Source organism: Streptomyces sp. NPDC058246 (genome assembly GCF_042881985.1).
Lineage (GTDB): Bacteria > Actinomycetota > Actinomycetes > Streptomycetales > Streptomycetaceae > Streptomyces.
In genome coordinates this window covers 66,436-78,861 of record NZ_JBHVWZ010000041.1, presented here as the reverse complement: position 1 = coordinate 78,861, position 12,426 = coordinate 66,436, and the positions used below count along the sequence as shown (strand labels likewise).

General features: G+C 70.8%; 12 protein-coding genes. 3 read left to right on the top strand and 9 right to left on the bottom strand.

Annotated features, from left to right (window positions below; translation table 11 throughout):
- Positions 1 to 35: 35 nt before the first annotated feature.
- The 6 genes from ACFVXA_RS36805 to ACFVXA_RS36780 all read right to left on the bottom strand — a co-directional run bounded on the left by ACFVXA_RS36805 (position 36) and on the right by ACFVXA_RS36780 (position 7,077).
- Positions 36 to 779 (bottom strand): antibiotic biosynthesis monooxygenase, encoded by a 744-nt coding sequence (locus ACFVXA_RS36805; protein WP_362016370.1) that lies wholly within the window; start codon positions 777 to 779, stop codon positions 36 to 38.
- Positions 780 to 829: 50 nt separating this feature from the next.
- The gene (locus tag ACFVXA_RS36800; RefSeq protein ID WP_390028389.1) at positions 830 to 2,317 is read right to left on the bottom strand and encodes an FAD-dependent monooxygenase; all 1,488 of its coding nucleotides are present in this window, start codon (positions 2,315 to 2,317) and stop codon (positions 830 to 832) included.
- A gap of 67 nt (positions 2,318 to 2,384) precedes the next feature.
- Complete coding sequence (locus tag ACFVXA_RS36795; protein ID WP_390028388.1) at positions 2,385 to 3,527, bottom strand: FAD-dependent monooxygenase; 1,143 nt, start codon at positions 3,525 to 3,527, stop codon at positions 2,385 to 2,387.
- Positions 3,524 to 4,483 carry an aromatase/cyclase gene (locus ACFVXA_RS36790; RefSeq protein WP_389472541.1) on the bottom strand — a complete coding sequence of 320 codons (960 nt, stop codon included), beginning with the start codon at positions 4,481 to 4,483 and terminating at the stop codon, positions 3,524 to 3,526. The genes ACFVXA_RS36795 and ACFVXA_RS36790 overlap by 4 nt, the downstream gene beginning before the upstream one ends.
- A 27-nt stretch (positions 4,484 to 4,510) precedes the next feature.
- Positions 4,511 to 5,992, bottom strand: coding sequence for an FAD-dependent monooxygenase (locus ACFVXA_RS36785; protein WP_383737481.1), 1,482 nt, complete (start codon positions 5,990 to 5,992; stop codon positions 4,511 to 4,513).
- Positions 5,993 to 6,048: 56 nt separating this feature from the next.
- Entirely contained in the window at positions 6,049 to 7,077 is a 1,029-nt protein-coding gene (locus ACFVXA_RS36780) for a methyltransferase (RefSeq protein ID WP_362016380.1), read from the bottom strand.
- 218 nt (positions 7,078 to 7,295) lie between these two features.
- Between ACFVXA_RS36780 and ACFVXA_RS36775 the strand changes: the two genes are divergently transcribed.
- Complete coding sequence (locus tag ACFVXA_RS36775) at positions 7,296 to 8,081, top strand: SDR family NAD(P)-dependent oxidoreductase (RefSeq protein WP_384023698.1); 786 nt, start codon at positions 7,296 to 7,298, stop codon at positions 8,079 to 8,081.
- Positions 8,082 to 8,115: 34 nt separating this feature from the next.
- The gene (locus ACFVXA_RS36770) at positions 8,116 to 8,733 is read left to right on the top strand and encodes a disulfide bond formation protein DsbA (protein WP_390028386.1); all 618 of its coding nucleotides are present in this window, start codon (positions 8,116 to 8,118) and stop codon (positions 8,731 to 8,733) included.
- Positions 8,734 to 8,742: 9 nt separating this feature from the next.
- Here ACFVXA_RS36770 and ACFVXA_RS36765 read toward each other — a convergent pair whose 3' ends face one another.
- From ACFVXA_RS36765 to ACFVXA_RS36755, 3 genes are all read right to left on the bottom strand, one after another.
- Positions 8,743 to 9,621 (bottom strand): NmrA/HSCARG family protein, encoded by an 879-nt coding sequence (locus ACFVXA_RS36765; RefSeq protein ID WP_362016386.1) that lies wholly within the window; start codon positions 9,619 to 9,621, stop codon positions 8,743 to 8,745.
- A 90-nt stretch (positions 9,622 to 9,711) separates the two neighbouring features.
- A complete protein-coding gene (locus ACFVXA_RS36760; RefSeq protein WP_362016388.1) occupies positions 9,712 to 9,981 on the bottom strand; it encodes an acyl carrier protein in 270 nt (89 codons plus the stop codon).
- A gap of 52 nt (positions 9,982 to 10,033) precedes the next feature.
- Positions 10,034 to 10,762: an SDR family oxidoreductase gene (locus ACFVXA_RS36755; protein WP_383900435.1), complete on the bottom strand. Its 729-nt coding sequence runs from the start codon at positions 10,760 to 10,762 to the stop codon at positions 10,034 to 10,036.
- Positions 10,763 to 11,024: 262 nt separating this feature from the next.
- On the opposite strand from ACFVXA_RS36755, the gene ACFVXA_RS36750 reads away from it, so the two are divergent.
- A partial coding sequence (locus ACFVXA_RS36750) for an FAD-dependent monooxygenase (RefSeq protein WP_390028385.1) occupies positions 11,025 to 12,426 on the top strand: 1,402 nt, incomplete at its 3' end.

Here is a 12,426-nt window from a genome sequence, read left to right as displayed (position 1 = left end):
AGCCAGGGGCCCCACGCGTTCTCGGTGTCCGGGGGTCAGACCGCCACGGGCTGCGACGCGGACCGGGTGTGAACGGCGCGGTAGCCGTTCCAGTCGGTGCTGGTCGTCAGCGAGTTCCGCTTGTCCTGGAAGCCGCGCCGGGCAGCCGGCCACTCGGCCTCGGCCAGGGTGCGGAACGTGTCGTAGGACTCCTTGCCGTCCCACTGGGAGTAGACCACCACGAAGTCGTTGTCCGTGCCCACGGTCGCCAGGGTGCCCGCGCCGCCCTCCAGGTTGCGGGAGCGGATGCCGCGCAGCACGCTCTGGGAGCGGTAGCCGGGGACGTCCACCAGCCAGGAGTGGGCGGTCCCCAGCGTGGCGACCAGGGCGCCCTGCTCGGCGGGGTCCACGCCGAGGACCTCGATGACCGTGTAGTCGTCGCGGTCGGGCGAGACCTCGGTGACGTCGCCCAGCGCGGGGTGACGCCGGCTCAGTTCCACCTCGGTCTGCATCAGGCGGACGAAGGAGGTGATCTCCCTGAAGACCGGAACGGTGTGGTGCTTGAACTCGCTGTCGTTGTAGCGCGACTCCAGGTCCTGCATGCCACGCCACTGGATGAAGTTCGCGGTACCCGGCGTCTGTTCGCCACGGTGCACCGTGCTCGAGATCCAGCCGGGGAACGCCGCGGTGTCGACGATCGCCTTCATCTCCTTGACGAGCGTGTCCACCCGCGCGCGGGTGTCGGTCTTGAACAGGTTGAGGACGGTCAGGTGACCGTCTTCGGGGTTGATGAACGGCATGGTTCCTCCTTGGTTACCGTTGAGCGCCCGCGGCGGCGGGGCGTCATGTCCTAGTACGTGTCGCGGGGAGCGCCGAACCAGCGGCTCAGGGCGTCCGTCAGGCCGGCCGTCCCCGATCCGCCGGAGCCGATCCAGGCGATGTAGCCGTCCGGCCGGACCAGCAGCGCCTCGACGTCCGCGAGCGCCCCCTGCGGCCGGGACGCCGTGGTGACGACGTCGACCCGGTCCGCCCACGGCTCCGCGGCGGCGCTCAGGTCGTCGTCGCCGCGCAGGCCGAGGACGAAGCCCCGCCCGCCGTGCAGGAGCCCGTACGCCGTCGCCTCGCCCGCCGATCCGCCGGTGAGCTCGAAGTCCGGCAGCCGCCGGCCGAGCAGCGGGTGGTCGCCGGTCCCGGCTTCGTAGGCGATGTCGAGGCCCGTGACCATGCCGACCAGGAGCTTCTGGACGTCCTCGTAGGCCAGCAGTTCGGCGAAGACCGCCCGCATCGGGTCCATCTCGGGGCCGCCGAGGTACAGGCTGCGCTGGGAGAGCGTGTTGGCGAGGATGCGGGCCGCGACGGGGTGCCGCTCGGTGTGGTAGGTGTCGAGCAGCCCGTCGGGGGCGTGGCCGTGGAGCTCGGCGGCGAGTTTCCAGCCGAGGTTGACGGCGTCGCCCAGGCCCGCGCTGATGCCCTGCGCGCCGATCGGCATGTGGATGTGCGCCGCGTCCCCCGCCAGGAAGACTCGGCCCTTGCGGTACGCGGCGGCCTGGCGGCTGGAGTCGGTGAAGTAGCTGAGCCACAACGGCTTTCCGCCACTGATGTCGTCGCCGGTCACACGCTTGAAGGCGTCGGCCACTTCCTGGAAGGCGGGGGGCTCCGAGGTCGGCCGCACCCCCGCGCCCCGCTCGAAGACGACGACGCGCGTGGCGTTCGGTCCGACGGGGAGCACGACGACCATGCCCGCTTCGCCGAGCTCGCCGGTGGGGCGGAGCCGCACCTGGACGTCGGCGACGTCGGCCATCAGCATCTCCAGGGTGGCCTCGCAGCCGGGGAAGCCGATGCCGGACAGGGTGCGGACGGCACTGCGCGCGCCGTCGCAGCCCACCACGTAGGCGGCGCGCAGGGTGCGCGGGCCGTCCGGCGTGTCCGCCCGGACCTCGACGCCGTCGTCAGCGGCGGTCAGCCCGGTGAGCTCCCAGCCGCGGTGGATCTCGGCGCCGAGGCCGGCCGCCCAGGTGTTCAGGATCGACTCGGTGAACGCCTGCGGCACCCCCCGCACACCGAAGTTGCCGCCCGGCACGATGGTGTAGTCGAGGGGCATGCCGCCGAAGTGACCGAACGGTATGACGCCCATCTCGCCGAACTGCTCCAGCAGTCCGCGCTGACCGAACTCCTCCATCGTCCGGGCCGAGAAGCCGAGTGCGCGTGACTGCCGCATCGGCTCGGTCAGCCGTTCCAGTACGACGGCCTCAACGCCCGCCAGGCGTAGTTCGCCCGCGAGCATGAGCCCGGTCGGGCCCGCCCCCACGATGATCACGTCTGTGTCGAAGTCCTGCACTGTCTCTCCTGCCTTCCCTGCGTATCCGTCGTTCGCGTCCGGTGGTCGAGGCCTGCGTATCCGTCTTTCACATCCGCTGGTCGAGGTTGCTCGCCATCGCTGTCAGATGGGTTCGGACCTGGTCGAGGCCGATCAGCTCGGAGAGCACCGCGCGCAGCGGCTCGATCTCGGGGCCGCCGAGCATCAGCTGTTCCTGGGCCGCGACATGGTCGAGCACCCGGGCCGCGACGGGATGCCGTTCGTCGTGGTACGTGTCGAGAAGCCCGGGCGCGGCCCGGCCGTGCAGGGTCTCGGCGAGTTTCCGGCCCAGGTCGACCGCGTCCTGGAGCCCGATGTTGAGCGCCTGGCCGCCGACCGGCGGATGCCAGTGGGCGGCGTCGCCGGCCAGCAGGATCCGGCCGCGCCGGTAGGAGTCGGCCTGCCCCTCGGCGTTGTCGAAGGCGTCCAGCCAGACGGGGGTCGCCCCGGAGATGTCCTCTCCGGTCACCCGCTCCCAGGCCCGGACGACCTCGCCGAACCCGGGCGGCCCCGAGCGTTCGGCCACTTCTGCGCCGAACACGTGCACCATCACCCGGGTGACGCCGTCGCGGGTCGCCGCCACCGCGAACCCGCCGTCGAGCCGTTCGAACCGGCGGTCGCGGATCCGCAGTCCGGTGAGGTCGGCCCGCAGCAGTTCCTTCGTCGCCGCCGTGGCCGTCACCGGGAACCCGGCGAGCCGGCGCACCGTGCTGTGGGCCCCGTCGCAGCCCACCACGTACTCCGCCCGGATCGGCAGACGGCCGTCGGGGCCCTGGATCCCGCAGACGACGTCATCCGACCGCTCGGTGATCTCGGTCAGTTCGTGCGCGCGCAGCACGGTCGCGCCCAGCTCCACCGCGCGCTCGCCCAGAGCGGCCTCGGTCCGGTACTGGGGCAGCTTCCAGTGGCCCCCGTACGCGCTGTCCACCGCGGACAGTTCGAACCCCAGCCCTCCGAAGTGCGTCCGCGGCTCGTGCGCGGCCTCGGCGAGCAGCGCGTCGAACCCGCGCTCGTGCAGCAACTCGGCCGTCAGCGTGGTGAGCTGACTGGCCCGGGACTCGGTCATCGGAGCGGCCAGACGCTCCACGACGACCACCGGGACCCGGGCCCGCCTCAGCTCGCAGGCCAGCAGGAGCCCGACGGGGCCCGCGCCGACGATGACGATCCGCCCGGCCGCCCGGGGCAGGTTCACTGCGCCGTGCGCCCGCCGCCGACACCCTCGGCGTAGGCCTTCGCCAGGCCCAGGGTGGCCAGGCTGTTGCCGCTCAGGGCGGTGCGGACGAACTCCCGCGCGGTCTGGACCGTCGCGTCCTCACCGAGCACCTCGGCGATGTTCTCGGTGTTGATCCGCACCGTGTGCCGCGACGTCACCGACACCCCGCCGCCGTCGCGCTCCTCGATGAACCAGCGCCCGGTGTGCAGCGTCATCAGCGCCGGCAGGACGATCTGCTTGTACACGATGGCCGTCGCCGGCTGGCACACGCGCACGGACCGCGTGGTGTGGGTGCTGCCGTCCTTCGTACGGGTGTCCATCTCCAGGACCTGGAGTCCGGGCTCGTCCTCCTCCAGCGACACCCGGACGACATGCGGCAGCCGCTCCTGCCAGAGGTGCGCCTCGTTGAGGAAGTCGTAGACGTCCTTGCCGCTTCCGTCGACCGTCACGGTGTCGTCGAAGGTGATGAGCTCGTCGGGGCCGGTCGCCTCGGCGCTCGCCTTCAGCGCCTGGAGCTCCGAGGTGCTGTTGCGGTCGACCGCCTCGCTGATCCAGTCGAGATCGGCCGGGTCGCCGGTCGCCGCGTGGAAGTCGTGCAGCAGACGCACCCGGCACGAGGTCGCGGAGACGGGCTCCACCACCCACGCGCCCCACATGCCGCCGACCGGGTGCTGCGACCGCTCCTGACGGAACGTCACGCTCATGCGCTCCGGTTCGTGCCGGCGCCGGGAGGTCCAGGTCTTGGCGGCGCCGTTCGCGGTCGCCCAGAGCCGGATCACCTCCGTGTCGCCCTGCTTGTCGACCACCTCGGCGTGCACGGTCGGGGGAAAGATCTCCGGCCACCTGCGAACGTCCGCGATGAGCGCGTAGACCCGCTCGGCGGGGGCGTCGACGTTGATCTCGTGTTCGGTTTCACGTACCGCGTTCTTGGTCACGTTTCTTCTCCTCTCGTAACGGGGCCTCTAGCCGGCCTCGCCGAACCAGCGGCGCAGCGCGGCCACGAGACCGCCTCCGTCCGGCGCGGTCCAGGCGATGTAGCCGTCGGGGCGGATGAGCACCGACTCGGTCGCGGCGCCGCCCTCCTCCGGTCCGGCGGGGAAACTCCTGACGCGGACCAGGTCGACGCGGTCGGACCAGCCGGCGGCGGTCCGGCTCGTGTCGTCCGAGGCGTCGGCGGTGATCAGGACGCCCCGGGCCGGGTGCAGCAGCCGCGCGATCCGGTCGTGGCCGCCGTCGGCGAGCTCGAGTTCGCGGTCGGCCATCCGGGCGCCGAGCAGCGGGTGCGCCGCCCGGCCGGGGTCGGGTCCGCCCAGCTCGTAGCCGATGTCCAGCCCGCTCACCATGCCGGACAGATGCCGTGCCACCGCCGGGATCGCGATGAGCTCCGCCATGACGGTCCGCAGCGGCTCGACCGACCTGCCGGTGAGGTTGAGCGTCCCCTGGGCGAGCGTGTTGCGCAGGACCCGCGCCCCCACCGGGTGGCGCTCGGCGTGGTAGGTGTCCAGCAGGCCGTCGGGGGCCCGGCCCTTGACCGTCGCCGCCAGTTTCCAGCCGAGGTTGAAGGCGTCCTGCACGCCCACGCTCAGCCCCTGCCCACCGGCGGGGAGGTGGATGTGCGCGGCGTCCCCGGCCAGCAGCACCCGGCCGCGCCGGTATTCGGTGGCCTGGCGGGTGGCGTCGGTGAAGACGCTCACCCAGCGCGCCTCGCCGTCGTGGATCGAGTCGCCGGTCAACCGCTGCCAGGCGTCCGCGACCTGAGTGAAGGTCACCTCGCGGCTCCGGTCCGGCGACGTCCCGTTCTCGCAGACGATGATGCGGGTGTATCCCTGCTCCAGCGGCGCCGCCATCACCATGCCGTTCGGCAGCAGCTCACCGATCATCCGCGGCTTGATGTCGCAGCCCCTGACGTCCGCCAGGTACATCTCGCGGGTGGCGTCGGAGCCGGCGAACTCGAAGCCCGCCAGACGTCTGACCGTGCTCCGCCCGCCGTCGCAGCCCACCAGGTAGCGGGCGGCGTACTCCTCGGGTCCTTCCGGCCCCCGCACGATCGCGGTGACGCCGTCCCCGGTGTCGGTCAGGCCGACGAGCTCGCGGCCGCGGCGCAGGGACACACCCAGCTCCAGCGCCCAGTTCTCGAGCATGTCCTCGATCTTGTACTGGGGCGCGCCGCGCACTCCGAAGTGCGAGCCTTCCAGCACCCCGTAGTCGACAGGGATGCCGCCGAAGTGCCCCTGCCGGGTGATCTCGATGTTCTCCAGGCGTTCGAGGATCCCGCGCTGGTGGAACATTTCGGTGGCCCTCGCGGTGAAGCCGATGCCGCGCGACTCCCAGCTCCGCTCGGTCCGCTGCTCGAAGACGATGACGTCGGCGCCGCCGAGACGGAGCTCGGCCGCGAGCGTCAGTCCCGCGGGACCTGCCCCGATAACAATGACATCGGTTTCCACTTTTTTTCCTGTCCTGAGCCTCGACTCCTGCGGGGGACCGGCTTCGGTCGCCGGGATCAGACCGGGATCGCCTCGATGATCGAGATCGGCGCGGTGGTGGGGACGGCCCTGGTGACCTTGAAGCCGGCCTTGGCGAACAGCTCGGTGTACTCCGCCAGCGTGCGGTCCTGGGCGCCGAGCATGAGCATCAGCCAGAGGTCGATGGTGTGGCCGAGGTGGCGCTCGTTGTTCTCGGGGAGCGCGTACTCGATGACGAGCAGCTTGCCGTCGGGGCCGATCGCCTCGCGCGCGTTGCGCAGGGCCGTCACGGCGTCGGCCTCGGAGAAGTCGTGGATGATGTGCTTGAAGACGTAGGCGTCGGCGCCCGTCGGCAGCTTGTCGAGGTAGCCGCCGTGCGCGATCGTGAGCCGGTCCGCGACCCCGGCCGACTCGAAGAGCGCGGGCGAGTCCACGGTCGCGACCTCGGAGTCGTACAGCACGCCCTTGACGTCCGGCGCCTGCTTGAGGATGCCGGCCAGCAGGTTGCCGCGACCGGCGATGACGTCCACGACGGTGTGGAACTGGGAGAAGTCGTAGGCGGCCAGGATCGGGTCGGTCTCCGACTCCGAGAGCTTGCCGAACGCGTGGAAGAACACGGCCGCGTAGTCGGGGGTCGCGTGGAAGAAGTCCAGCGCGCCCATGCCCCGCAGCTTCGGCAGGTTGGGCTCGCCGGTCTCCACGGTGCTGATCAGGTGGCCCCACTCCTCCCACAGCAGGGGGTGGCCCGTCAGCAGGGCGAAGCCGCGCATCGAGTCCGGCGCGTCGTCCCGGAGCTTGTCGGACAGCGGCGTGTGCTCGTACCGGCCGTCCGGACGGACCGCGAAGACCCCGTGGCCGGAGAGCGCGCGCAGGATCCGGTGGGTCGCCTTGGGGTCGGAGCCGACCCGCCCGGCGATGTCCTCGGCGGACAGCGGTCCGTCGGCGAGGACATCCGCGATGCCGAGCTTGGCCACGACGGAAATCGCCTGGGTGATCACGGCACCCTGAATCAGATCGAGTAGCGAGTACGCGTCGGACTGGTCACGGTCCTCGGACAATGCGGACATGGATTTCCTTTCAGAGCGCCTTTTTCGTGGATTCCAGACGGTAGGTCGGCACTTCTCAGGCCCGCAACTCCGGAATTATTTGAATTGTCGCCTTGAACGTTCAACCGGAGAATCTATGCGGTTGAACAGAACTACCTCTACCGGCGCTCGACCGGGAATCCGGCCCTTCTTGCCAGGTTGTCCCGACCCCACATACACCCCGAGAAGGAGCAGCCGGAATGGCGGAAAAGGGACAGCAGACAGCGCTGATCACCGGCGGAACGAGCGGAATCGGCCTGGCAATCGCCGAGAACCTCGCGAGCCAGGGGCTCAGGGTCTTCCTGTGCGCGCGGAACGCCGAGACGGTCAAGGAGACGGTCGACAAGCTCCGGGCGAACGGCCATGACGCCGACGGCCTGGCCGCCGACGTCCGGAACCCGGACGACGTCACCCGCCTCGTCGACACGGTCGTCGAGCGGTACGGGCGGATCGACATCCTGGTCAACAACGCCGGGCGCAGCGGCGGCGGCGCGACCGCGGAGATCGCGGACGAGCTCTGGTACGACGTGATCGACACCAACCTGAACAGCGTCTTCCTGATGACGCGCGCGGTGCTCAAGGCAGGGAACCTGGTCGAGCGCGGGTGGGGCCGCATCATCAACATCGCCTCGACCGGCGGCAAGCAGGGCGTCGTGCTCGGCGCCCCCTACTCGGCGTCCAAGCACGGTGTCATCGGCTTCACCAAGGCGCTCGGGCTCGAACTCGCGAAGACGGGCGTCACGGTCAACGCCGTCTGCCCCGGTTATGTGGAGACGCCGATGGCGCAGCGGGTACGGCAGGGCTACGCCGCGCACTTCGAGACGACCGAGGCGGAGATCCTCGAGCGTTTCGAGGCGAAGATCCCGCTCGGCCGCTACTCCACCGCCGACGAGGTGGCCGGCCTCGTCGCCTATCTGGTCTCCGCGGCGGCGGCGCCCGTGACCGCGCAGGCGATCAATGTCTGCGGAGGCCTCGGAAACTACTGATCCCGTTCCCGCAGACACATCAAGGAGGCTGACGTTGGCGCACGACACCCCGACCCAGGTGGATTTCTGGTTCGACCCGACCTGTCCCTGGGCGTGGCTGACCTCCCGCTGGATTCTCGAGGTCGCGCGGCGCCGGCCCCTTGAGCTCCGCTGGCACATCATGAGCCTGACCGTGCTCAACGAGGGACGTACCGACCTGCCCGAGCGCTGGCACCGGAACCTGGCCCTGCGCATGGAGCCGGTGCGGGTCTGCGCCGCCGCCGAGCGGACGTACGGATCCGAGGTGCTGGGCGGGCTGTACACCGAACTCGGTACCCGGTTCCATCTCGAGAAGGCGGCCAAGGAGCGGTCCACCTACGAGGCGGCCCTGACCGCCTCGGGCCTCGATCCCGCCCTGGCCGACGCGGCCGGGTCCGACGCGTTCGACGGCGCGGTGCGCGCCTCGCACCACGACGGGATCGGCCGCGTCGGCACCGATGTGGGCACCCCCGTCATCGCGGTGGGGGACGTGGCCTTCTTCGGCCCGGTGGTGACACCGACCCCGCGCGGCGAAGCCGCGGTGAAGCTCTGGGACGGTGTTCTCGCCGTGGCCGGGACCGACGGGTTCTTCGAGCTCAAGCGCACCCGTACCCGCGATCCGGTCTTCACCTGAGATCCTCTCTCAGCGACGTGTCCCGACCAGGGGGGCGGTCCAGTTGTCGCTCAGCCAGCTCTCCAGGGACACGAGATCCGGCCTGTTCCGGCGGAGTTCGGGCAGGTCGGCGTGGTAGCCGTCACGCGCGAACCAGTCGAACATGTTGGCGAGGTCCGGGCGGGCCGCGCGCAGTGGCTCGATGGGCAGCTGCTGGAAGCGGGTCGGGACGCCGGACACGGCCTCGAACGCCGCGGCCATCTGCGGTCCGGTCAGATCGTCACCGGCGATCTCGACCACCCGGCCGATCCAGGTGTCCGGGTCGTCGAAGGCGTCCGCGGCGAACGCTCCGATGTCGCTCGGCGCGATGAGCTGCACCGACGTCTCGGGGTCCAGCCACATGGACAGGACGAGCTCGCCCTCCACCGGGCGCGGGGCGATGTCGAGGAGGATGTCGTGGAACATGACCGGCCGCAGCACCGTCGTCGGCAGATCGAGCGTCAGCAGGTATCGCTCGATCCTCAGCTTGCTCTCGAAGTGCGGGACACGGGTGTCCCGGTCCGCGCCGCCGACCGAGCTGTAGACGAAGTGCCGCACCCCGGCCCGCACCGCGGCGTCGGCCACCGCCCTGCCCTGCCGCTCCTCGGCGCCGACCCCGCCGGGGCCCCTGAACGTCTGGACGCTGAACACCCCGTGGACGTCCTTCATCGCCGCCACCAGCGAAGCCTCGTCGTCCATGTCACCGCGGACGAGGACCGCGCCCGCCTCCTCGAGTGCTCGCGCCTCCTCCTTCCGCGGGTCGCGGACCAGTGCGCGCACGGATCGCCCGCGCCGCAGCAGTTCGCGGGCCACCGCCCCGCCCTGCCGGCCGGTACCGCCCAGCACCAGGGTCGTTCCTTCAACCGCCACTGCTTGCCTCCATGCCTCTTGTCCGCCGGGTCCTCGCCCGGCATGACGATCAGATGTGATGGCCGCGAACGGCCGCGATCCCTCGGGGGATCAGGCCGTCGACATCACCTTCAGCTGCACCAGCGAGTTGACGAAGTCGACAAGCTCCCGTGCGGTGTTGATCCCGCCGACCTCGTCTTCGCAGAGCTCTACGCCGAAATCCCGCTCGATCCTGCTGTGCGTCTCGAGCAGCGCGAGGGAGTCGTATCCCAGCTCCTCGAAGGTGCGGTCGGGCGCCTGCTCGAGCGAGAGCGCGTCCTCGGCCTCGCCCGCGCACTGGCGCATGATGGTCTGGAGGTCGCTGATCGTGATCTGGTACAAGGCCGTACCTCTTCCTCTGTCGGTGACGATCCTTCGTTCGCGACGTTCCGCGCTACCACGGAACGGGTCCGTCATCCGCCAGGCACTCGCCCGACGGGCCGGCCTCGTCCAGCAGGGCGAGCCGGACCGCGATCACCGCTCCTTCGGCGGGTGTCCGGTGACCGCGGTGGTGGTTGATGTCGGTGGCCACCACTCCGGGGAGGGCGGCGTTGACCTTGATCGGGGTCCCTCGCAGCTCCTTCGCGTACGCGACCGTGACCGCGTTCAGCGCTGTCTTCGAGGACTGGTAGGCGATCATGTTGACGCCCGCCAGCGGGGAACCCGGATCCGAGTTCAGGGTCAGCGACCCCACATGGCTGGACAGGTTGACGACGCGGCCGGCCGGAGAGCGCCGCAGCAGCGGCAGCATCGCGTGGGTCACGGTGACCACGCCGAAGACGTTCGTCTCGTAGACCTCCCGCAGGTCGGCGGCGGTCGCCTCGCCGGGCGTCCCGGTGAAGCCGCCCGCGACGCCGGCATTGTTCACCAGGATGTCCAGGCGTCCGTACCGCCCCTCGATCTCGCGGGCGGCCTCGGCCACGGACGCCGGGTCCGTCACGTCGAGCCGGAGCGGCACCGCCGTGACGCCGTCGCCGGCCAGCGCGTCGGCGGACTGCTTGCCGAGCACCTCGTCCCGCGCGCCGACGATGACGACGACGCCCTGCTCACCGAGCTGCCGCGCGATGGCGAACCCGATGCCCTTGTTGGCTCCCGTGATGAGCGCGATCTTCTCGACCGGCACGTCGTTTCCCTTCGTGATGGCGTTCCGCCTGAGGCGCGCCGAATTACTTATGCATTCACGGTAGTAAGAGGCAAAAGCCGGAGGCACCTCCTACATTGCCATTCGGCCTCCGCATTCAAAGCGTTCAAAAACCGCGTTCAAGCACGCTGAATCCGCGGTCGAACGCCCGACCGGCGCGCGCGCATTCAACTCATTGCGGTCGAACATGGCGCTGGGTAGCTTCACGCTGGCCAACTATTGCCTCAGCGCAGAGGGCCTGAATATGAAAACTACGGACGTCATAGTGGTCGGTGCCGGGCCTGTCGGCCTGATGCTGGCCGGAGAACTCCGCCTGGGCGGGGTGGACGTGGTCGTCTACGACAAGCTGCCCGCCCCGAGCGGGGAATCCCGTGCCCTCGGCTTCAACCGGAGGGCCGCCGAGTCGCTGGGTCAGCGCGGACTGCTCCCCCGGCTGGGCGAGTTCCGGTGGGGCCCGATGGGACACTTCGGCGGGGTCCGCTTCGACCTCGGCATGCTCGACGAGGACCACAGTGGAGTGCTGGGCCTGTCCCAGGCCAGGACCGAGGAGGCGCTGGGCGGCTGGCTGGCCGAGCTCGGCGTCCCGGTGCGCCGCGGCCACGAGGTGACCGGACTCCGCGAGACACCCGAGGGCGTCGTGGTCTCCTTCGCCGGCCCCGACGGCCCCGGCGAGGAGACCGCCGCGTATCTGGTCGGCTGCGACGGCGCGGGAAGCACCGTCCGCGCGCTGGCCGGAATCCCGGCTCCGGGCTGGGAGGCCACCCGGGGCATGTACACCGCGGAGATCACCGGCGTCGCCCTGCGCCCCCGGCCCATCGGCGAGCGTCTTCCCGGCGGCAGCATGGTGGTGTGCACTCCGCTGGGCGAGGGCCGCTTCCGCGTCGTCATCCACGACCTGGCGCTGCCCGCCCGTCCGGACCCGGGAGCGCTGACGTTCGCGCAGGTCGCCGACGCCTGGCGGCGGCTCACCGGTGAGTCCATCGACCACGCGGAGCCCCAGTGGCTGTGGGCCTGCGGCAACTCCGCCGCTCTGGCCGAGGAGTACCGGCGCGGCCGGGTGCTCCTGGCGGGCGACGCCGCGCACGAGATCCCGCCGCTGGCCGCGTGGGGACTCAGCGCCGGACTCCAGGACGCCGCGAACCTCGGCTGGAAGCTCGCGGCAACCGTCAAGGGCTGGGCGCCCGAGGGCCTGCTCGACACCTACCACGCCGAACGCCACCCCGTCGGGCGGGAGTTGATCCGCAACGCCCAGGCGGCGTCGAAGATCTACCTCGGCGAGGCCGCCATGGACCCGGTCCGCGAGGTCGTGGGCGAGTTGCTGGCCCACAAGGACGCGGCGGAGCAGGTCGCCGGGATCGTGAGCGGCCTGGGCATCCGCTACGACCTGGGCAAGGGCGACCACCCCCTGCTCGGCCGGCGCATGCCGCCCGACCGCGAACTCACCCTGCCCGACGGCACCCGCACCCGCGTCGCCGACCTCCTGCACACCGCACACGGCCTGCTCATCACCACGGACCACACACTGACACGACCCGCCGAAGACCTCACCGACCGGATCGACATCGTCACCGCAACCTGGACCACCCACCCCGACCCCACCCCGCACGCAGACACCACACCGGACACAGCCCCCACCCCGGACGCCG

Coding starts and splice junctions, on each gene's coding strand:
- ACFVXA_RS36805 (WP_362016370.1), bottom strand. CDS start 779: ATGCCGTTCATCAACCCCGAAGACGGTCACCTGACCGTCCTCAACCTG.
- ACFVXA_RS36780 (WP_362016380.1), bottom strand. CDS start 7,077: ATGTCCGCATTGTCCGAGGACCGTGACCAGTCCGACGCGTACTCGCTA.
- ACFVXA_RS36775 (WP_384023698.1), top strand. CDS start 7,296: ATGGCGGAAAAGGGACAGCAGACAGCGCTGATCACCGGCGGAACGAGC.